The 19,598-nt window shown below is 64.9% G+C and carries 20 protein-coding genes; 12 read left to right on the top strand and 8 right to left on the bottom strand.

Going from position 1 to position 19,598, the window contains the following annotated elements; all coding sequences use genetic code 11:
- Positions 1-129: 129 nt before the first annotated feature.
- Positions 130-1,983, top strand: a complete 1,854-nt coding sequence (locus tag APT59_RS08415) for a pyruvate kinase (protein ID WP_059314429.1) — start codon at positions 130-132, stop codon at positions 1,981-1,983.
- A gap of 21 nt (positions 1,984-2,004) precedes the next feature.
- Here the strand turns inward: APT59_RS08415 and APT59_RS08410 are convergent, their stop codons facing one another.
- From APT59_RS08410 to apbC, 5 genes are all read right to left on the bottom strand, one after another.
- A complete protein-coding gene (locus APT59_RS08410; RefSeq protein ID WP_059314428.1) occupies positions 2,005-2,895 on the bottom strand; it encodes a S66 peptidase family protein in 891 nt (296 codons plus the stop codon).
- Positions 2,892-3,695 carry an MOSC domain-containing protein gene (locus tag APT59_RS08405; protein ID WP_059314427.1) on the bottom strand — a complete coding sequence of 268 codons (804 nt, stop codon included), beginning with the start codon at positions 3,693-3,695 and terminating at the stop codon, positions 2,892-2,894. Before APT59_RS08405 ends, APT59_RS08410 begins: the two co-directional genes overlap by 4 nt.
- 72 nt (positions 3,696-3,767) lie before the next feature.
- Positions 3,768-4,697 carry a chemotaxis protein CheV gene (locus APT59_RS08400; RefSeq protein ID WP_017640322.1) on the bottom strand — a complete coding sequence of 310 codons (930 nt, stop codon included), beginning with the start codon at positions 4,695-4,697 and terminating at the stop codon, positions 3,768-3,770.
- Positions 4,698-4,812: 115 nt separating this feature from the next.
- Positions 4,813-5,379 carry a dCTP deaminase gene (gene dcd, locus APT59_RS08395; RefSeq protein ID WP_007162761.1) on the bottom strand — a complete coding sequence of 189 codons (567 nt, stop codon included), beginning with the start codon at positions 5,377-5,379 and terminating at the stop codon, positions 4,813-4,815.
- Positions 5,380-5,461: 82 nt separating this feature from the next.
- Complete coding sequence (apbC, locus tag APT59_RS08390; RefSeq protein WP_059314426.1) at positions 5,462-6,556, bottom strand: iron-sulfur cluster carrier protein ApbC; 1,095 nt, start codon at positions 6,554-6,556, stop codon at positions 5,462-5,464.
- Positions 6,557-6,678: 122 nt separating this feature from the next.
- On the opposite strand from apbC, the gene APT59_RS08385 reads away from it, so the two are divergent.
- The 5 genes from APT59_RS08385 (at position 6,679) to APT59_RS08365 (ending at position 12,214) form a co-directional block, all read left to right on the top strand.
- Entirely contained in the window at positions 6,679-7,830 is a 1,152-nt protein-coding gene (locus APT59_RS08385) for a M14 family metallopeptidase (RefSeq protein WP_059314425.1), read from the top strand.
- Between the two features lie 220 nt (positions 7,831-8,050).
- Positions 8,051-10,090, top strand: a complete 2,040-nt coding sequence (gene metG / locus APT59_RS08380) for a methionine--tRNA ligase (RefSeq protein ID WP_059316853.1) — start codon at positions 8,051-8,053, stop codon at positions 10,088-10,090.
- A gap of 192 nt (positions 10,091-10,282) precedes the next feature.
- Positions 10,283-11,257: an RnfABCDGE type electron transport complex subunit B gene (locus APT59_RS08375; RefSeq protein ID WP_059314424.1), complete on the top strand. Its 975-nt coding sequence runs from the start codon at positions 10,283-10,285 to the stop codon at positions 11,255-11,257.
- Complete coding sequence (gene nth / locus APT59_RS08370; RefSeq protein WP_059314423.1) at positions 11,254-11,892, top strand: endonuclease III; 639 nt, start codon at positions 11,254-11,256, stop codon at positions 11,890-11,892. Before APT59_RS08375 ends, nth begins: the two co-directional genes overlap by 4 nt.
- A gap of 142 nt (positions 11,893-12,034) precedes the next feature.
- Positions 12,035-12,214 carry a PA3496 family putative envelope integrity protein gene (locus tag APT59_RS08365; RefSeq protein WP_059314422.1) on the top strand — a complete coding sequence of 60 codons (180 nt, stop codon included), beginning with the start codon at positions 12,035-12,037 and terminating at the stop codon, positions 12,212-12,214.
- 50 nt (positions 12,215-12,264) lie between these two features.
- Here APT59_RS08365 and APT59_RS08360 read toward each other — a convergent pair whose 3' ends face one another.
- Both APT59_RS08360 and APT59_RS08355 read right to left on the bottom strand, forming a co-directional pair.
- Entirely contained in the window at positions 12,265-13,482 is a 1,218-nt protein-coding gene (locus APT59_RS08360; RefSeq protein ID WP_059314421.1) for an argininosuccinate synthase, read from the bottom strand.
- 117 nt (positions 13,483-13,599) lie between these two features.
- Positions 13,600-14,550, bottom strand: a complete 951-nt coding sequence (locus APT59_RS08355) for a flagellar protein MotY (protein WP_059314420.1) — start codon at positions 14,548-14,550, stop codon at positions 13,600-13,602.
- Between the two features lie 142 nt (positions 14,551-14,692).
- On the opposite strand from APT59_RS08355, the gene pyrC reads away from it, so the two are divergent.
- The 4 genes from pyrC (at position 14,693) to bfr (ending at position 17,413) form a co-directional block, all read left to right on the top strand.
- Entirely contained in the window at positions 14,693-15,736 is a 1,044-nt protein-coding gene (gene pyrC / locus APT59_RS08350) for a dihydroorotase (protein WP_059314419.1), read from the top strand.
- Between the two features lie 2 nt (positions 15,737-15,738).
- Positions 15,739-16,410, top strand: a complete 672-nt coding sequence (gene rnt, locus APT59_RS08345) for a ribonuclease T (RefSeq protein WP_420480510.1) — start codon at positions 15,739-15,741, stop codon at positions 16,408-16,410.
- Positions 16,411-16,528: 118 nt separating this feature from the next.
- Positions 16,529-16,744, top strand: a complete 216-nt coding sequence (locus APT59_RS08340) for a bacterioferritin-associated ferredoxin (protein WP_026083759.1) — start codon at positions 16,529-16,531, stop codon at positions 16,742-16,744.
- Between the two features lie 192 nt (positions 16,745-16,936).
- Entirely contained in the window at positions 16,937-17,413 is a 477-nt protein-coding gene (gene bfr, locus APT59_RS08335; RefSeq protein WP_017640309.1) for a bacterioferritin, read from the top strand.
- Between the two features lie 58 nt (positions 17,414-17,471).
- Here bfr and grxD read toward each other — a convergent pair whose 3' ends face one another.
- Positions 17,472-17,798: a Grx4 family monothiol glutaredoxin gene (gene grxD / locus APT59_RS08330; RefSeq protein ID WP_059314417.1), complete on the bottom strand. Its 327-nt coding sequence runs from the start codon at positions 17,796-17,798 to the stop codon at positions 17,472-17,474.
- Between the two features lie 244 nt (positions 17,799-18,042).
- On the opposite strand from grxD, the gene APT59_RS08325 reads away from it, so the two are divergent.
- Positions 18,043-18,447: a DUF3597 domain-containing protein gene (locus tag APT59_RS08325; RefSeq protein ID WP_059314416.1), complete on the top strand. Its 405-nt coding sequence runs from the start codon at positions 18,043-18,045 to the stop codon at positions 18,445-18,447.
- 215 nt (positions 18,448-18,662) lie between these two features.
- Complete coding sequence (gene argF / locus APT59_RS08320) at positions 18,663-19,580, top strand: ornithine carbamoyltransferase (RefSeq protein WP_059314415.1); 918 nt, start codon at positions 18,663-18,665, stop codon at positions 19,578-19,580.
- Positions 19,581-19,598 lie beyond the last annotated feature (18 nt).

The following is a 19,598-nucleotide window of genomic DNA, read 5'->3' as shown; positions in this document are numbered from 1 at the left end:
CTGCGCGATGAGTGGCCATCTGCCGCTAATGTCTGGCAACACTTGGCGTTCCACTTATCTTGCGGCCGCAGGTCCGAGACAGGAACGCCCGGCGAGCGTCTCGCCGGCTGCCTCTACTGGAGAATCCTCGTGCCGCCCCGCTCCGCCTCACGCGCCCGGACTTCCGATCACGATCTCACAGGCCTGCTCGACGAGCTGCGCCGACTGCATACCGCCCTGGAGCAAGCCGCCGCCGACCCGCGCCTGGACCGGCAGGCCCTCAATCCCGCCTATCGCGCCAGCGCCCGCAACCTGCTGGCCTACCTGGCGCTGCGCGACCAGGACCTGCATGCCTTGCAGCTGCGCCTTTCCGCCCTGGGGCTGTCTTCCCTCGGCCGCTCCGAAGCCGAGGTGCTTCCCGCCGTAGCGACCCTCGTCGGCATGGTGGAGCGATTGCTGGGGCAGGCTCCGTCGGCACCATCCGTGCCCCGGACGGAGCATCCCCTGGCTCGCCATGCCCGCACCCTGTTCGGCGCCGCGTCCCGCACGCGGGAGGTGCGCATCATGGTCACCCTGCCCCGCGAGGCCGCAGACAACTATTCGCTGGTACGCGACCTGCTGGCCGCGGGCATGGATTGCGCGCGCATCAATTGCGCCCACGACGAACCGGCCAGCTGGACACGAATGATCGAACACGTGCGCCGTGCCAGCACGGAAGTGGACCAGCCCTGCAAGGTATTCATGGACCTGCCGGGGCCCAAGCTGCGCACCGGCCCCATCGCTCCCGGCCTGGCCGTGCAGAAGGTGAAACCCGAGCGCGACATCCAGGGCCGGGTCCGGCATCCGGCGCGCCTCTGGCTGACGAGCCGGCGTCACCCCCACCCGGCGCCCTCCGCCGCCGCGGCCAGTATCCAGGTCGGCGAGCGCTGGTTGCGCGGACTGCAGGTCGGCGAGCGCATCCGCCTGCTGGATGCGCGCCAGGCACAGCGACGACTGGAGGTCGTCGAGGTGTCACCCAAGGGCTGCTGGGCGGAAGTGCACAAGACCTCCTATCTCGCTTCCGGCCTGCGCCTGACCGTCGAGCGTGGCGGTCGCAAGACGCACAGCCACATCGGTGATTTCGCACCGCAACCGGGCGTGCTGCGGCTGAAAGAGGACGATCTGTTGATCCTGACCGCCGACCAGACGCCAGGGCGCCCTGCCAGCCATGACAGCACGGGTCGCCTGCTGACACCGGCGACCCTGGGCTGCACCCTCCCGCAGGTGTTCGCCGACGTGCGCGGCGGTGAACCGGTCTGGTTCGACGACGGCAAAATCGGCGGCGTGATCGAGCGCGTCGACCTGGACACGCTGCAGGTCCGCATCACCCATGCGCCGGGTGGGGCCAAGCTCAAAGGCGACAAGGGCATCAACTTTCCCCAGAGCACCCTGCGGCTGTCAGCGCTGGGCGACCAGGACCTTGCCGCCCTGGCCTTTGCCGCCGAGCATGCCGATGGCATCGAGATGTCCTTCGTGAACAGCGCGGACGATGTCCGGGCACTGCTCGCGGAACTGGAGCGGCTGCAGGCCGATCACCTGGGCGTGGTGCTGAAGATCGAGACCCGCCGAGGCTTCGACAACCTCCCCGCGCTGCTGCTGGCAGGCATGCGTCGCGGCGGCTTCGGCGTCATGATCGCCCGGGGCGATCTGGCGGTGGAAGGTGGCTTCGAACGCCTGGCGGCGCTGCAGGAAGACATCCTCTGCCTCTGCGAGGCGGCCCATGTGCCGGTGATCTGGGCGACCCAGGTCCTGGAGAACCTGGCCAAGAAGGGCTCGCCCTCCCGTGCCGAGATCACCGATGCCGCCACCGGGGTCCGCGCCGAATGCGTGATGCTGAACAAGGGCCCGCACATCCTCAAGGCGGTGGCCACCCTGGATGAGCTGCTGGTGCGGATGCAGGGCTACAACAGCAAGAAACGCCAGATGCTGCGCAAGTTGGAACTGGCTTCACCCTGGGCGGATTGATCCACCCAGGGCGCGCTTGCCCTAGAGGACCTGCAGGCGACCCGCTTCCAGACGAACGCGGGCACCATAGGGCCAGGCCTGGTTTTCCGGGCCATGGCCGCTGGGCAGGCCGCGATAGAGGGCGATGCCACGCGGTGCCAGCCACTCGGCGAAGATCTCTTCCAGGGACTGCTCGACGTTGCGCTGCGGGCAGTCGGTGAAGGTGCCCAGGCAGACGGCGCCGATGCGATGTTCGGTCAGGTTGCCCAGCAGCTGGCAGAGGCTGCGCTCCAGCCGGTAGTAGGGCTCGCCGACGTCTTCCAGCATGAGGATGGCGCCATCATGGGGACGCAGCGCCGCCGCCGTGCCGACCACGCTGGCCAGGGTGGTGAGGTTACCGCCGATCAGCTCACCCGCAGGCACCTGGGCGGGACCGGCGAGACGCTCCAGCTGCCAGCCCGGACGGGTACCGGCGCATAGCTCCAGCACCGACTCCAGGGAGCGGGTACGGGCGGCCTGGGCTTCAGGATCCTCGTCACGACGCCCCCAGTCCAGCGCGCCGGGACCGTGGATAGCAGTGAGGCCACGGCGGTGAAAGGCTTCCAGCAGTACGGTCAGATCGGAGTAGCCGATCAGCGGCCGACCCTTGCTGCTGGATAGCCGCGACCAGTCCAGCCAGGGCAGCAGCTGGGCGGAGCCATAGCCGCCGCGCAGGCACCAGACTGCATCCACGTCTGCCTGGCTGAACGCCCAATGCAGATCCGCTGCCCGCTCCTCTGCGGTTCCGGCGAGATAGCGATGCCGCTTGAGCGCCTGCTCACCCAGCACCGCTTCGATACCGGCGGCCTGCAACTGCTCGACCGCTGCCGTGACCAGCTCTTCCTTGACCGCACCTGCCGGACTGACCAGCGCCACACGCCGCACGGGACTCATTCCAGCACCTCCACCGGCATGCCGGCTTCGATGACGCCACGGCCCAGGGGGATGACGTTCATGCCGAACAACATGCGGTTGTCATTGAAGCGGTATTCGCGCAGCGCGGTCAGCGGTTGCCGATCCGGGTCTTTCTCGCCGGTAACTGGGTCTTGGGTGATGACGATGCAACGCGCGCAGGGACAGGCCACGGCGAAGTCCACCGCACCGATGCGCAGTCGCTTCCAGCCGTCTTCGGCATAGGCCGGCGTCCCTTCCACGACCAGATTTGGACGAAAGCGCAGCATTTCCAGCGGTTTACCCACTCGCGCCACCAGGTCGGCCAGGGAGGCCTCGCTGGTCAGCAGCAAGGGAAAGCCGTCTGCGAAATGCACCTTCTGCCCGGGCTCGGCGAAATCGGTGTTGATCTGGCGAGCATGGCTCTCGGCGATGTGCACCAGGCGGCAAGGACGCCCAAGGAAATCGCTCAACCAGGCATCGGCCTCGGCGGCCACCGGCGCCTGCAGGGTGTCGCGCCAGATGGTGACACCCAGGCGTTCGCCCGTGGCCTCCGGGACGGTCACCTCGATCGGCTCCTGGCCCGGCGCGCTCAGGCGCAGGCAGTCAGCGGCCAGCCAGCGCGCCTCGATGTGATTCATCTTCGCCAGTTGGCGCAGGGTCAGGAAGCGGCCGGTGTCGGCATCCACCACCATCCAGCGGCGATCACCCACCAGGCCCAGGGCGTCCACCTCGGCCTGCGCCAGGGATTCCACGGCCGTCGACTTGACGGGATAACGATAGAGGGCACTGAGGTGCGACATGGGCGCGGCTTCCTGGCGGCGGACAAAGGCCGCCAGTGTAAGGGAGGCGCCGGAGCGGCGAAACCGCGGGGATTACTCCTCGGCCAGCGCCAGGCGCCGGCGCACTTCCTCGACCAGTTGATCGGGCTGGAACTTGGAGAGGAAGGCGTTGCAGCCCACCTTTTTCACCATGGCTTCGTTGAAGCTGCCCGACAGCGAGGTGTGCAACACCACATAGAGATCGGCGAGGCGCGGATCCTGGCGGATCTCGGTGGTCAGGCGGTAGCCGTCCATTTCCGGCATCTCGGCATCGGTGAGCACCATCAGCAGCTTCTCAGTCAGCACCACGCCCTCGTCGGCCCAGGCCTTGAGCTTGCGCAGGGCCTGCAGGCCATCGGTGGCCACGTGGAATTTCAGATCCAGCTGCACCAGGGTATCGCGCAGCTGGCCGATGGCCGTGCTGGAGTCGTCCACCAGCAGCACCTCACGGCCGCGAGCCTTGGCCAGCAGCGGATCGGCGAGGCGTTCCTGGGAGACCTTGACGTTATAGGGGGCGATCTCCGCCAGCACCTTTTCCACGTCGATCACTTCCACCAGCCGGTCTTCGATGCGGGTGATGGCGGTCAGGTAGTGCTGGCGTCCGGCGCCGCCGGGCGGAGCCTGGATGCTGTCCCAGTTGAGGTTGATGATGCGATCGACGCTACCCACCAGGAAGGCCTGAACCGAGCGGTTGTACTCGGTGACGATGATGGTGCTGTTTTCGTCGGGCGTGATCGGTCGCATGCCGATGGCCGCGGCCAGATCGATCACGGGCAGGGTCTGACCCCGCAGGTGGACGACGCCGCAGATCATGGGATGGCGCTTGGGCATCTGGGTCAGGCGCGGCAGCTTGAGCACCTCCTGCACCTTGAACACGTTGATGGCGAACATCTGCCGGCTGGACAGCTGGAACATGAGAATTTCCAGACGGTTCTCGCCAACCAGCTGAGTGCGTTGATCGACGGTGTCGAGAATGCCAGCCATGGAAAGTCCACTCCAAAGATAAGTCAGGTCACAGGCTATCGGCGGCTGACGCCAGTTCTTGAGTCCCGGAAACAGGAAAGCCGCCCGAGGGCGGCTTCCAGGACGGACGCGCGGATCAGGCGCGCGGCAGGGTCACGCCGCGCTGGCCCTGGTACTTGCCACCGCGATCCTTGTAGGAAACCTCGCAGGCCTCGTCGGATTGCAGGAACAGCATCTGGGCCACGCCCTCGTTGGCGTAGATCTTGGCCGGCAGCGTCGTGGTGTTGGAAAACTCCAGGGTGACGTGGCCTTCCCACTCGGGTTCCAGCGGCGTGACGTTGACGATGATGCCGCAGCGGGCATAGGTGCTCTTGCCCAGGCAGATGGTCAGGACGTCACGGGGGATACGGAAGTATTCCACGGTGCGCGCCAGGGCGAAGGAGTTCGGCGGGATGATGCAGACATCGCTGACCACGTCGACGAAGCTCTTGTCGTCGAAATTCTTCGGGTCCACCACTGCCGAATGAATGTTGGTGAAGACCTTGAATTCATTGGCGCAGCGCACGTCGTAGCCGTAGCTGGACACCCCGTAGGAAATCACCCGGCTGTCGTCCGCGCCGCGCATCTGGCGCTCGACGAAGGGCTCGATCATGCCGTGCTCCTGGGCCATGCGGCGAATCCACTTGTCCGATTTGATGCTCATGGCAGGTCTTGCTCCGGGGGTGAAAAAATTGACCGCGCATTCTAGTGGATAGCCGCGCGGTCTCAAAGACGACCGGACGAAATCAGTCGTCGCTGACGGTGATGGTCGGCATGCCGCCCCCAGCCTGGCCGCCCAAGGCGATGCGGGCCCCGACCTTGCGTGCCAGTTCCTGGTAGATCAGCGCGATCTGGCTGTCGGGATCGGCGATGGCGGTGGGACGTCCAGCGTCGGCCTGCTCGCGGATGGCCATGGCCAGCGGCAGGGAGGCCAGGAGATCCACGCCGTACTGCTCGGCCAGCTTGCTGCCGCCGCCTTCGCCGAACAGGTGCTCGGCATGGCCGCAGTTGGAGCAGATGTGCACGGCCATGTTCTCCACCACCCCGAGCACCGGGATGTTGACCTTCTGGAACATTTCCACGCCCTTCCTGGCATCCAGCAGGGCCAGATCCTGGGGCGTGGTGACGATCACCGCGCCGGCCACTGGCACCTTCTGTGCCAGGGTCAGCTGGATATCGCCAGTGCCGGGCGGCATGTCGATCACCAGGTAGTCGAGGTCGTTCCAGGCGGTCTGGGTAATCAGCTGGATCAGGGCGCCGGAGACCATCGGGCCACGCCAGGCCACCGGGGTCTTGTCATTGGTCAGGAAGGCCATGGACATGACCTCGACGCCATGGGCCTGCAGCGGGATGAACCACTTTTCATCGCGCACTTCGGGACGGGTGCCCTCGGCGAAGCCGAACATGATCCCCTGGCTGGGGCCATAGATGTCGGCGTCCAGCACGCCGACCCGGGCGCCTTCGCGGGCCAAGGCCAGCGCCAGGTTGGCGGCGGTGGTGGACTTGCCCACGCCACCCTTGCCGGAGGCCACGGCGATGATGTTCTTGACGTTGCCCATGGCGTCCAGCTGCGGCTGGGCCGCGTGAGGGGCGATCTGGCAATCGATCTGGACCTCGGCGGTCTCGACCCCGGGCACGTTCTCCAGCGCGGTTTTGAGCACCTGGGCCAGGCCGCCCTTGAACAATCCGGCGGCATAGCCCAGCTCGAAGCGGGCCCTTACGCGGCCACCGTCCAGCGCGAGGTCGCGCAGGGCGCCGGCGCTGAGCAGGTCCTGTTCGAGATAGGGATCGTGATACTGGCGCAGCGCGGCCTCGATGGCCTCGCGAGTCGGAGCGGTCATGCAGACTCCCGGAAACGACGGATAGGAAAGAGAAGCTGCGGCCTATGCTACCCACTGTCCTTGGTAAAGCCTATCCGCACGGCGCTACACTCCCGGCTTGCCCCCAGCCCGTGGAGCCCTGCGTGAACCAGCCTTCCCTGCACATCAGTTCCACCTTCGACAGCGGTGCCGTCGAGGTGCTGTCCCTGGCCGACCCCGCCGACATCCGTCTGCGCATCCGTCCCGACACTGCCTCGCCCTTCACCCAGTGGTTCCACTTCCGCCTGGAGGGTGCCCGCGGCCTGCCCTGCCGGCTGAGCTTCGCTAATGCCGGCGAGTGCGCCTACCCTGAGGGCTGGCGCGACTATGGCGTGGCCGCGAGCTATTGTGGCCAGGAGTGGTTCCGCATTCCCACCCACTACGACGGCAAGACCCTGAGCTGGGACGTCATCCCCGATCACGACAGTCTGTTCTTCGCCTACTTCGAGCCCTATCCGGAGAGCCGCCACCTGGCCTTCGTCGGTGAAGCGCAGCGCCATCCTGCCGTCCGTCTGGAAACCGTCGGTCGCTCGCTGTTGGGCCGGTCACTGGACCTGTTGCGCATCGGCACGCCGGGCGCCGGCAAGAAGAACATCTGGGTCATCGCCCGCCAGCACCCCGGTGAGCCCATGGCCGAGTGGTTCGTCGAAGGCCTCCTGCGCCGCCTGCTGGGCCTGGGCGAACACCAGGGCGACCCGGTCGGCGCCAAGCTGCTGGAACACGCCGTGTTGCACGTGGTGCCCAACATGAATCCCGACGGTTCGGCCCTGGGCAATCTGCGCACCAACGCGGCCGGTGCCAACCTCAACCGCGAATGGCTGGAGCCGGACGAGGAGCGCAGCCCCGAGATCCTGGCGGTGCGCCGCGCCATTGCCGCGACCGGCTGCGACCTCTTCCTCGACATCCACGGCGACGAAGCCCTGCCCTATGTCTTCGTCGACGGCTGCAATGGCCTGCCCAACTTCGGTGAGCGCGAAGAGGCCGAGCAACAGGCCTTCCTGCAGCGCTTCCAGCGTGCCAGCCCGGACTTCCAGACCCGGTACGGCTATCCCCGGGGTCACTTCGGCAGCGAGACCCTCAAGCTCGCCACCAAGTATGTCGGCCATACCCATGGCTGCCTGGCCCTGACCCTGGAACTGCCCTTCAAGGACAACGCCAACGATCCCCGTCCGGATGTGGGCTGGAACGGTGCCCGCAGCGCTGCCCTGGGCGCGGCCATGGTCAATGCCCTGTACTGGCAGCTGGCCGATCTCTGAATGCTCGAAGTCTGCTGCGCGTCGGCCAGACTGCGTTGGAAACTGCCTCAGAATGCTCATTTACCCGTTGTAAACTGCGCTTCTTCGGCAATTTCCGCCTTGCCTGGCGCTAGCGCGCAGGACTTCGCGCTTTTCAATGCCCGTCCCCACGGATGAAACCGACCGGCCATTTCGCTATGATGGTCGGTCACCTTATCAGCGCCGCGATCCAGCCAAGACCATGACCGAGCCCCGCAAGATTCTCGTCACCAGCGCCCTGCCCTACGCCAACGGCTCCATCCACCTCGGCCACATGGTCGAGTACATCCAGACCGACATCTGGGCCCGCTTCCAGCGGCTGCGCGGCAATCAGTGCATCTATGTCTGCGCCGACGACGCCCACGGCTCGGCCATCATGCTGCGCGCCGAGCGCGAGGGCATCACGCCCGAGCAGCTGATCGACAACGTCAAGCGCGAACACAGCGCCGACTTCGCCGATTTCGGCGTGGCCTTCGACAACTTCCACTCCACCCATGCGGAAGAGAATCGCGAGCTGTCGCGCGCCATCTACCTGAAGCTGCGCGAGAACGGCCACATCGCCACCCGTCCGGTCACCCAGTATTTCGACCCGGACAAGCAGATGTTCCTGGCCGACCGCTTCATCAAGGGCACCTGTCCCAAGTGTGGCAGCGCCGACCAGTACGGCGACAACTGCGAGAAGTGCGGCGCCACCTACGCGCCCACCGAACTGAAGGATCCCAAATCGGCCATCTCCGGCGCGACCCCGGTGCTGCGCGAATCCGAGCACTTCTTCTTCAAGCTTCCCGACTTCGCCGAGATGCTCAAGGGCTGGACCCGCAGCGGCGCCCTGCAGGAGTCGGTGGCCAACAAGATCGCCGAATGGCTGGATGCCGGCCTGCAGGAATGGGACATCTCCCGCGATGCGCCCTACTTCGGCTTCGAGATCCCCGACGCCCCAGGCAAGTACTTCTATGTCTGGCTGGACGCGCCCATCGGCTACATGGCCAGCTTCAAGAACCTCTGCGACCGTCGCGACGACCTGGACTTCGACGCCTACTGGGCCAAGGACAGCGTGGCCGAGCTGTACCACTTCATCGGCAAGGACATCGTCAACTTCCATGCGCTGTTCTGGCCGGCCATGCTCGAAGGCGCCGGCTACCGCAAGCCGACGGCGCTGAACGTCCACGGTTTCCTTACCGTCGACGGCCAGAAGATGTCCAAGTCCCGCGGCACCTTCATCAAGGCGCGCACCTACCTGGATCATCTGAATCCCGAATACCTGCGCTACTACTTCGCCGCCAAGCTCTCGCGCCATGTCGAGGACATCGACCTGAACCTCGAGGACTTCGTGCAGAAGGTCAATTCCGACCTGGTGGGCAAGGTGGTCAACATCGCCAGCCGCTGCGCCGGTTTCATCCACAAGGGCAACGCCGGCCTGCTGGTGGACGCCCAGGCCGCCCCCGAACTGGAAGCCGCCTTCCGCGCCGCCACGCCCAGCATCGCCGAGGCCTACGAGACCCGTGACTTCGGTCGTGCCATGCGCGAGATCATGGCCCTGGCCGACCGCGCCAACGCCTGGATTGCCGACAAGGCGCCCTGGAGCCTGGCCAAGCAGGACGGCAAGGCCGACGAAGTCCAGGCGATCTGCGCCCAGGGCATCGAGCTGTTCCGCCAGCTGGCGATCCTGCTCAAGCCGGTACTGCCCAACCTGACCGCCGCCGCCGAGGCCTTCCTCAACGTCGCCCCCCTGACCTGGGCCGACCTCGACACCCGCCTGGCCAATCATCAGCTCAATGCCTTCCAGCCCCTGCTCACCCGCATCGAACCCGCCAAGGTGCAGACCATGATCGACGCTTCCAAGGAAGACCTGGCCGCCCAGGCCACGGCCCAGCCCGCCGGCAATGGCGAACTGACCAAGGCCCCGCTGGCCGAGACCATCGACTTCGACACCTTCTCCAAGGTCGACCTGCGCATCGCCCTGATCGAAAAGGCCGAATTCGTCGAAGGCGCCGACAAGCTCCTGCGCCTGACCCTGGACATCGGCGATGCCAAGCGCAACGTCTTCTCCGGCATCAAGAGCGCCTACCCGGAGCCGAGTCAGCTCGAAGGTCGCCTGACCCTGTACGTAGCCAACCTGGCGCCGCGCAAGATGAAGTTCGGCGTCTCCGAAGGCATGGTCCTGGCCGCCGGCCCCGGCGGCAGCGAGATCCACCTGCTCAGCCCCGACAGCGGCGCCAAGCCCGGCCAGCGGGTGATGTGACAGAGACGGCGCCGAGAGCCTGCTCAAAGGCGAGCGAGCTAGCGACAAACAAGGCGAACATGGCTGAGGAAGCGGAGTTTACAAAGCGTAAATGAGCATTCCGAAGCCATTTTCAACGCAGTTTGGCCGACGCGCAGCCGACTTTGAGCAGGCTCTCAGGGCGCCGTTCTTCCCCCAGCCCCGACCCTGATCATGAACGCCCACGCTACCCTCATCACCGCCATCGACGCCCTGCTGCCCCAGACCCAATGCGGCAAGTGTGGCCATCCCGGCTGCCAGCCCTATGCCGCCGGCATCGCCGCGGGCGAGGCGCACAACAAGTGCCCGCCCGGGGGCGCAGCCACCATCGTCGAGCTTTCGGCCCTGCTGCAGCGCCCGACCCTGCCACTGGACTCGCCCTATCCGGTCACGCCTAGCCAGCGTGCGGTGATTCGCGAAGCCGAGTGCATCGGTTGTACCAAGTGCATCCAGGTCTGCCCCACCGACGCCATACTTGGCGCGGCCAAGCTGATGCACACGGTCATCGAAAGCGAATGCAGTGGTTGCGAGCTGTGCCTGGCGCCCTGTCCGGTGGACTGCATCGATCTGGTGGCGGTACCGGCACCGGTCGATCGCCAGGCTGAACGTCAGCGCGCGCAGTACTACCGCAGCCGTTTCGACACCCGCCAGGCACGCCTGCAGCGGGACCGCGAACGGCTGGACGCCGAGCGCCAGCGCCGTCAGGTGCCACCTGCGACCGCCACGGTTGCAGAGCCCCCCGCCACGGCGGAATCCTCGCTCAAGCCGCTGAAGATCGCTGCCGCCATGGCGCGTGTCGCCCTGCAGAAGGCCGAACGGCAACTGGTCCAATACGGCACGCCCGCGCTGGAAACCCAGGTACAGCAGTTGCGTGAAGCCGCCCAGCAGGCCCAGGCGGCCCTGGACAAGGCGCAGCAAGCGCCCGTCACTGCCAGCGCACCTGCCCTGGCGACGGTCGCTACCGATCCCGCCGCCCTCAAGCAGGCGCGGATCGCCGCCACCCTGGCGCGTGCCCAGCTGACCAAGGCCGAACGCGCCTTTGGGGCCACGCCCACCGCCGAACAGCGCGAGCAACTCGAAGCGCTGGGCAGCGCCGCGCAGCAGGCCGCCTCTCATCTCGCCGCCCTCGAAGAGCGAACCGCCCGATGAACGCCGCCAAACGCCTGGAAATCTTTCGTCGTCTGCACGAGGACAATCCCGACCCCAAGACGGAGTTGGCCTATGCCTCGCCCTTCGAGTTGCTGATCGCGGTGATCCTCTCCGCCCAGGCCACCGACGTCAGCGTCAACAAGGCCACCGCGCGCCTCTATCCGGTGGCTAACACGCCCCAGGCCATCCTCGACCTGGGCGTGGCAGGGCTGTCGGAGTACATCAAGACCATCGGCCTCTACAACGGCAAGGCCAAGAACGTCATCGAAACCTGCCGGCTGCTGCTGGAGCGCCATGGCGGCGAGGTACCCCAGACCCGCGAAGCCCTGGAAGCCCTGCCCGGGGTCGGTCGCAAGACCGCCAACGTGGTGCTCAACACGGCCTTCCGGCAGATCGCCATGGCGGTGGATACCCACATCTTCCGGGTCAGCAACAGGACCAACCTGGCCCCCGGCAAGAACGTGGTGGTGGTCGAGCTCAAGCTGCTCAAGGTGGTGCCCAAGGATTACCTGCTGGATGCCCACCACTGGCTCATCCTGCATGGCCGCTACGTCTGCCAGGCGCGTAAGCCTCGCTGTGGCAGTTGCCGCATCGAGGACCTCTGCGAATACAAGGCAAAAACCTCGGACGATTGAAAAAGGGCTCACCAAAGCCCTTCAGCGATTGAAAAAATCTTTTTTACCAGCCCCTGCTTTGTCGCTATAAGGTGCGCGAAAAGGTCCCGCAGCCCTGTCGATGACTGGCGTGTGACCCTGTCCAGCCTTGCAGGAGTTACCAATGGCCGAAGACAAAAGCGATATCGATGTAGACGACGATTTCGAGAGCGATGGCGAAGCGCCCGAAACGGTGGAACCCGTCGTCAGCAAGACCAACCTGACCAAGCGGCGCCTGATCGACGACATGCTCGAAGAACGCCGACTCAAGCGGCAGATCTCCGAGTACGACTTCGACCTGTAAGCCATAAAAAACCCCAGCCTAGGCTGGGGTTTCGCATGGCGTCGCCACCCTTACAGCAGGGTGCGACCCTTGCCCGCGGCAATGCGCATGCGCAGGGCGTTGAGCTTGATGAAGCCCGCCGCGTCGGCCTGGTTGTACGCGCCGCCGTCTTCTTCGAAGGTGGCGATGTTGGCGTCGAACAGCGACTCGTCGGATTTGCGACCGACGACGATGACGTTGCCCTTGTACAGCTTCAGGCGTACCACGCCGTTCACGCTGGCCTGGGAGGCGTCGATCATCTTCTGCAGCATCAGCCGCTCCGGACTCCACCAGTAGCCGGTGTAGATCAGGCTGGCGTACTTGGGCATCAGCTCGTCCTTGAGGTGGGCCACTTCGCGGTCGAGGGTGATGGACTCGATGGCGCGGTGCGCCTTGAGCATGATGGTGCCACCGGGGGTCTCGTAGCAGCCACGGGACTTCATGCCCACATAGCGGTTCTCGACGATGTCCAGGCGACCGATGCCGTTCTCGCCGCCGATGCGGTTGAGCTCGGCCAGCACGGTCGCCGGGCTCAGCTCCTTGCCATCGATGGCGACGATGTCACCGGCGCGGTAGGTCAGCTCGATGTAGGTCGGGGTGTCCGGCGCGGCTTCCGGGGACTTGGTCCAGCGCCACATGTCTTCTTCGTGCTCGGTCCAGGTGTCTTCCAGCACGCCACCCTCATAGGAGATGTGCAGCAGGTTGGCATCCATGGAGTACGGCGACTTCTTCTTGCCGTGACGCTCGATCGGGATCTGGTGCTTTTCGGCGTAGTCCATCAGCTTCTCGCGGGAGAGCAGGTCCCACTCGCGCCAGGGGGCGATCACCTTGACGCCCGGCTTGAGCGCATAGGCGCCCAGCTCGAAGCGCACCTGGTCGTTGCCCTTGCCGGTGGCGCCGTGGGAGATGGCATCGGCGCCGGTCTCGTTGGCGATCTCGATCAGGCGCTTGGCGATCAGCGGACGGGCGATGGACGTACCCAGCAGGTACTCGCCTTCGTAGACGGTATTGGCGCGGAACATCGGGTAGACGAAGTCGCGGACGAACTCTTCACGCAGGTCGTCGATGTAGATTTCCTTGACGCCCATGGCCTGGGCCTTGGCGCGTGCCGGTTCGACTTCCTCGCCCTGGCCGAGGTCAGCGGTGAAGGTCACCACTTCGCAGTTATAGGTATCCTGCAGCCACTTGAGGATCACCGAGGTGTCCAGGCCGCCGGAATACGCCAGGACTACCTTCTTCACATCCGCCATGCCGTTCGCTCCCGTGTGTTGCATTGAGTCGGAAAGCGGTAATTCTACTGGTGGTATCGCCGCTTTTACAGAGGCGCGACGCACTCTGATGTCTGGGCGACATGCGGTTGCAGCGGATCAGCCCTTGGGCTTGGCTGGCGGGGCGGGGGTCGGCGCCGGTGGCTCACTCGGATTGGCCGCGGTACTGGTGGTCGGCGCGGCCGCTGGCTCGCTGCTTGGCGGCACCCGCGAGAACACCAGGGTCACGCGCCGGTTGAGCGCCCGGTTGGTCTTGCTGTTGTTGGGTGCGAGCGGATACTGCTCGCCAAAGAAGCGCAACTCGATCTGCTCCGCGGGGAAGCCCTTGGTCTTCAGGTACTCCATCACGGCGATGGCACGCAGCCGGGATTCCTGGCGATTGTCCAGCCGGGTGCCCTGGTTGTCGCTGTAGCCCGAGACGATGACGTGGTTGACCGTCGGATCGGCCTTCAGGTACTCGTCGATGAGATCGAGCTTGGCCTTGGCGCTGTCGTCCAGGGTATCGCCACCGCCCGGGAAGCCGACCTGGGAATGGCGAATCTGCTCGAAGTTGACCGCCAGCAGCTTCTGGGTACAGGCCTGGAACTGCTGGTAGGCCGGCTCGAAGTGCACGGGCAGCAGCCGGACCTCGACGCGGTCATCCAGGGCACCCGGCCGACTGACCTGCGGCATGCGCCCTTCCATCAATCCCGCCAGCAGGCGCTGAGCCTGCTGCGCGCTGGTCGTCAGGGCCTGCTCCCCCTCCACCACCTTGACCGAGCCGAGGCTGATGTCGCCAAGGCCCGGCTTCCAGGGCACCGCCGCGGCCTTGAGGCTGGCGCTGCCCACCGGCAACCACTGACCGTTGGGGCGCAGCTCGAATACCGTGGCCTCGCCGGCGCGGCGCAGGAAACCACCGCTGCCGAAGCGCGGGATGGGCTGCAGCAGCCGACAGGCGAAGATGTCGCCCTCCACCTTCCACTCCACGCTCTCGAGCCGACTCTGGAAGGTCATCCCCCAGGCCGGAACGGCGAGCAGCAGACAGGAAAGGAAGAGGTAACGCGGGCGCACGTCGAGCTCCGGAAAGAAAAAAGTACCTGGGCTTCATATCGGTCAAGGGCGCGGAAAACTTGAGCGCGATCCCGCTGCACGGGTGCCGGCTACCCCCTTTTCCGGTAGCATTTCCCCACTTTCCCGCAGCCTGGAATCCCGTATGACCGACCGGATCACCCTTGCCCGTCCCGATGACTGGCACATTCACCTGCGCGACGGCGCCGCCCTGCCGCAGACCGTCGCCGACGCCGCCCGCGAATTCGGTCGCGCCATCGTCATGCCCAACCTGGTACCACCGGTGCGCAATGCCGAGCAGGCCGCCGACTACCGCGAGCGCATCCTGGCCGCACGTCCGGTGGGCAGCCGCTTCGAGCCGCTGATGGTGCTCTACCTCACCGATCGCACCAGCCCGGAAGACGTGCGCAGTGCCAAGGCCAGCGGTTTCGTGCATGCCGCCAAGCTCTATCCGGCCGGAGCCACCACCAACTCCGATTCCGGGGTCACCTCCCTCGACAACCTCTTCCCGACCCTGGAAGCCATGGCCGAGATCGGCCTGCCGCTACTGGTGCATGGCGAGGTCACCCATGCCGAGGTGGACGTCTTCGACCGCGAGAAGAAATTCATCGACGAGCACCTGGTGCGTATCGTCCAGCGCTTCCCGACGCTGAAGGTGGTGTTCGAACACATCACCACGGGCGACGCCGCTGCCTTCGTGCGCGAGGCCCCGGCCAACGTGGGTGCCACCATCACCGTCCATCACCTGCTGTACAACCGCAACCACATGCTGGTGGGCGGCATCCGGCCGCATTTCTATTGCCTGCCGATCCTCAAGCGCAACACCCACCAGAGCGCCCTGCTAGACGCCGCCACCAGCGGCAACCCCAAGTTCTTCCTCGGCACCGACTCGGCGCCCCACGCCCGTCACGCCAAGGAAGCGGCCTGCGGTTGTGCCGGCTGCTATACCGCCTACGGTGCGCTCGAGCTCTATGCCGAAGCCTTCGAGAGCCGCGACGCCCTCGACCGCCTGGAAGGCTTCGCCAGCCACTTCGGCCCTGACTTCTATGGCCTGCCGCGCAACACCGAGACCGTGACCCTGGTGCGCGAGGACTGGCAGGCGCCGGCCTCCCTCCCCTTTGGCGATCACGAGGTGGTTCCCCTGCGCGCGGGCGAGACCTTGCGCTGGCGTCTGGAGGTGAGCGTATGAGCATGGATGAGACCTTCAGCGACGAACTGGATGCCAGCCAGCCCATGTCCGACTCGCGCATCCCCATGGCGCGCCGCTTCCGCGGCTATCTGCCGGTGGTGATCGACGTCGAGACCGGCGGCTTCAACGCCGCCACCGATGCCCTGCTGGAAATCGCCGCCACCACCGTGGCCATGGACGAGGAAGGAGTGCTCTATCCGGATCACACCTATTTCTTCCGCGTCGAGCCCTTCGCTGGCGCCAATATCGAAGCTGCGGCGCTGGAGTTCACCGGCATCAAGCTCGACCATCCGCTGCGCATGGCAGTGGGCGAAGAGCAGGCGCTGAGCGAGATCTTCAAGGGTGTACGCAAGTCGCTCAAGGCCAGCGGCTGCAAGAGAGCCATCCTGGTCGGCCATAACAGCAGCTTCGATCTGGGCTTTCTCAATGCCGCGGTGCTGCGCTGCGGCCTGAAGCGCAACCCCTTCCACCCGTTCTCCAGCTTCGATACCGCCACCCTGGCCGGTCTGGCCTATGGTCAGACGGTACTGGCCAAGGCCTGCCAGGCGGCCGGCATCGAGTTCGACAATCGTGAAGCCCACTCGGCCCGTTACGACACCGAGAAGACCGCCGAGCTGTTTTGCGGCATCGTCAATCGGTGGCGGGAAATGGGCGGCTGGGTCGACCTGGACTGATCTGACAACCGCCTGTCGCCAAGGACGCCTTTAATGAGATTTTGCCGCCTACAACTTTGACAATCATTCTCATTGTCATTAGCTTTGGCGGCACCTCCACTCATACAGCAGGCGATCCATGTACGTGTGTCTTTGCCGTGGCGTGACCGACAAGCATATTCGCGAAGCCATCTATGAAGGCTGCTGCAGTTATCGGGAAGTCCGGGAAAGCACGGGTTGCGCCACCCAGTGCGGCAAGTGCGCCTGCCTCGCCAAGCAGGTCGTCAAGGAAACCCTCGGTGAGCTGCATGGTGCCCAGCAGCTCGCCTACGCCCTGGACGTCCCGCGCGCCTGAGCGACATCCCTGCAAAAAAAGCCGGACCTTGTGTCCGGCTTTTTTATTGTCTAATCAAACGCTTACGGAAAGGATGGAAAAGCTTTCGATTACCGTTCGATTTTCGTCGATTTTTCAACAACTTAAGCTTTTGACAAAGGGCCCTTCCACGCTCAGACTGCCGGCAATCCCACCCGATTTGCAGGTCCGGCCATGAAAGGCGATATCACCGTCATCCAGCATTTGAACAAGATCCTCGGCAACGAACTGGTGGCCATCAACCAGTATTTCCTGCACTCGCGGATGTACAACGACTGGGGTATCCGCAAGCTGGGTCATCACGAGTACAAGGAATCCATCGACGAGATGAAGCACGCCGATCGCCTGATCGAGCGCATCCTGTTCCTGGAAGGCCTGCCCAACCTGCAGGATCTGGGCAAGCTGATGATCGGCGAGAACACCCAGGAGATGATCCAGTGCGACCTGCGCCTGGAGATCAGCGCCGTGGCTGACCTGCGTGAAGCCATCACCTATTGTGAAAGCGTGCGGGACTACGTGAGCCGCGACATGCTCAAGAGCATCCTCGAATCCGAGGAAGAGCACATCGATTGGCTGGAAACCCAGCTGAGCCTCATCGCCAGCGTCGGGATCGAGAACTACATCCAGTCGCAGATGCACGACGACGATTGATCGAGCAGACGCCCATGAAAAAGCCCGCATGATGCGGGCTTTTTTTGTGGCGGAGGACTCAGGCGTCCTTCTGCTCCACGGCCTGCTTGATCAGGGTCTGCAGCTCACCCTTTTCGTACAGCTCGGCCAGGATATCACTGCCGCCGACCAGCTCGCCGCCAACCCACAGCTGGGGAAAGGTCGGCCAGTTGGCGTACTTGGGCAGATTGGCGCGGATTTCCGGATTCTGCAGGATATCGACATAGGCGAATTTTTCGCCACAGGCCATCAGTACCTGAGCGGCACGGGAAGAGAAGCCGCACTGAGGCGCGTTCGGCGAACCCTTCATGTAGAGCAGCACAGGATTGTTGGCAATCTGGTCTTTGATGGTATCGATGATTTCCACGATGCACCTCGCTAATACGGTGGGACGATTGTAACGGAAAGGCCGGTGGAACGCCGGGATTTCCGCGACGTCCAGCCCGAAACAGGCGCGGCTCGACCTGCCAATCGACCACGCTCATTCAAGGCCGTTCGCTCCGCCGGCGGTGATTCGGTAGGCCACTTGGCAAACTTTGGCGGCGAGGCTGTGGTCAGGTTAAGGGTAGGCGCCACGTGATGCGCCTGATCCAAGACCCCAGGAGAACTCCATGAGCCTGTTCAGCAAGATCCTCTCGAAGCTCGGCATTGGTGAAGCCCACGCGGATACCCCCGCCGCAGCCCCCACCGCTGGCGCGACCGATACCGCCGCACCCGCCGGAAACCCGGCTTCGACCGGCAGCGCCGCCCCCATGAGCCAGGTGGACGTCGCCGCCAAGCTCGACGGCCTGGCCGCCCAGAAAGGCGAACAGCTCAATTGGAAGACCTCCATCGTCGACCTGCTCAAGCTCCTCGACCTGGACAGCAGCCTGACCGCGCGCCAGGAACTGGCCAAGGAACTGAACTGCCCTGCCGACAAGATGAGTGACTCTGCCGAGATGAACATGTGGCTGCACAAGGCCGTCCTGCAGAAACTCGCCGACAATGGCGGCAACGTTCCCGCTGACCTGCTGTAAGCCCTGCCGGAGCACTCTGTCCGGAGTGCTCCCGAGCTCTACCCCACCGCGCGTTGGCAGGCCTGAAAAGGTGCCAGCGTGCGATGGTGGTAAAATGCGACATGAACTTATACCATTTCGCCTTTGGTCTTTCCGCCGTGTAAAACGGCATGCTCTCAGGTTCGCCGCGCCCTTCACGGGTGGCCGTTACCGGGACGGGACGCTAGGGTAACGAAATGACGGTTCGCCACTTTCTCTCTTTCATGGATTGTTCCCCCGAGGAACTCCGGCAACTCATCGCACGCGGCATCGAACTCAAGGCGTTGCGCAACCAGGGCATGCTCCATGAGCCCCTGCGTAATCGCGTCCTGGGTATGATCTTCGAGAAGGCCTCGACCCGTACCCGCCTTTCTTTCGAGGCCGGCATGATCCAGCTCGGCGGCCAGGCGATCTTCCTGTCCTCCCGCGATACCCAACTCGGCCGCGGCGAGCCAGTCCCGGACAGTGCCCGGGTCATGTCCAGCATGCTCGATGGCGTGATGATCCGCACCTATGCCCACGAGATGCTGACCACCTTCGCGGCCAACTCCCAGGTACCGGTGATCAATGGCCTGTCGGACGACCTGCATCCCTGCCAGCTGCTGGCGGACATGCAGACCTTCTTCGAACACCGGGGCGACATCCGCGGCAAGACCGTGGCCTGGATCGGCGACGGTAACAACATGTGCAACAGCTACATCGAGGCGGCCGAGCAACTCGACTTCACCCTGCGCATCGCCTGCCCGGAAGGCTATGAGCCCAATCCGCGCTTTCTCGAACGCGCCGGTGATCGGGTTCAGCTGACCCGCGATCCCCGTGAGGCCGTGGCCCAGGCGCACCTCGTCAGTACCGACGTCTGGACCTCCATGGGGCAGGAAGAGGAAACCCGCCTGCGTCTGGCAGCCTTCAAGCCCTATCAGGTCAATGCCGAACTGCTCGACGGCGCCGCCGAGGACGTGCTGTTCATGCACTGCCTGCCGGCCCACCGTGGCGAGGAGATCAGCCATACCCTGCTGGACGATCCCCGAGCCGTGGTCTGGGACGAAGCCGAAAATCGCCTCCACGCCCAGAAGGCGCTGCTCGAATTCCTCATCGCGCCGCCGCTACACGCCTGAGGACGTTAGCCTCCTTGG

Source organism: Pseudomonas oryzihabitans (assembly GCF_001518815.1).
Classification (GTDB): domain Bacteria; phylum Pseudomonadota; class Gammaproteobacteria; order Pseudomonadales; family Pseudomonadaceae; genus Chryseomonas; species Chryseomonas oryzihabitans_E.
The sequence above is the reverse complement of the archived record's forward strand: the minus strand, read 5'-3'. Positions and strand labels throughout refer to the sequence as shown.